This window comes from Saccharomonospora iraqiensis subsp. paurometabolica YIM 90007, assembly GCF_000231035.2.
GTDB classification, from domain to species: Bacteria; Actinomycetota; Actinomycetes; order Mycobacteriales; family Pseudonocardiaceae; genus Saccharomonospora; species Saccharomonospora paurometabolica.
In genome coordinates this window covers 2407-2949 of sequence record NZ_KI912184.1, presented here as the reverse complement: position 1 = coordinate 2949, position 543 = coordinate 2407, and the positions used below count along the sequence as shown (strand labels likewise).

At 78.1% G+C, this 543-nt stretch carries 1 protein-coding gene; it reads left to right on the top strand.

From position 1 onward, the window contains the following. Positions 1 to 29: 29 nt before the first annotated feature. Positions 30 to 543 (top strand): AraC family ligand binding domain-containing protein (locus tag SACPADRAFT_RS24390; protein WP_007027930.1); only part of this gene is annotated, 514 nt, incomplete at its 3' end.

The following is a 543-nucleotide window of genomic DNA, read 5'->3' as shown; positions in this document are numbered from 1 at the left end:
CCCGACCCCGCCGTGCCGGGGACGACGGCATGACCGGGACCGCCCCGCCCGCGGGCTCCCGCGCGGCGCGCGGGGAGCTCGCCCGCTACTGGCGGCATCCGGGTGTGGCCGGGGTGGACGTGATGTGGGCCCGTTTCCGGCGGCACCGCTTCCCCCGGCACAGTCACGAGACGTTCGCGGTCGGCGTGGTGGAGACCGGGGCCGAGGAACTGCGCATCGGCGGGGGCACCGAGCGCGTCGCGGCGGGCGGCACGGTGCTGCTCAACCCGGAGGTGGTGCACACCGGCGGTCCCGCGCACACGGACGGCTGGACCTACCGGGTGCTCTACCTGCCGGTCGACGCGGTGGCCGCCGCGGCGGGCGGCCGGGGCACCCCGTCGTTCCGGGAGCCGGTCTCGTACGACCCGGACACCGCCGCCGTCGTCCGTGCGGCACACCGGGCCACCGAGACCGGGGACGAGCTCGCGTCCAGCTGCCTGCTGGCCGACCTGCTCACCGGGCTGTGGCGGCGGTACGGCACCCGGCCCGCGCCACGCACCCCCA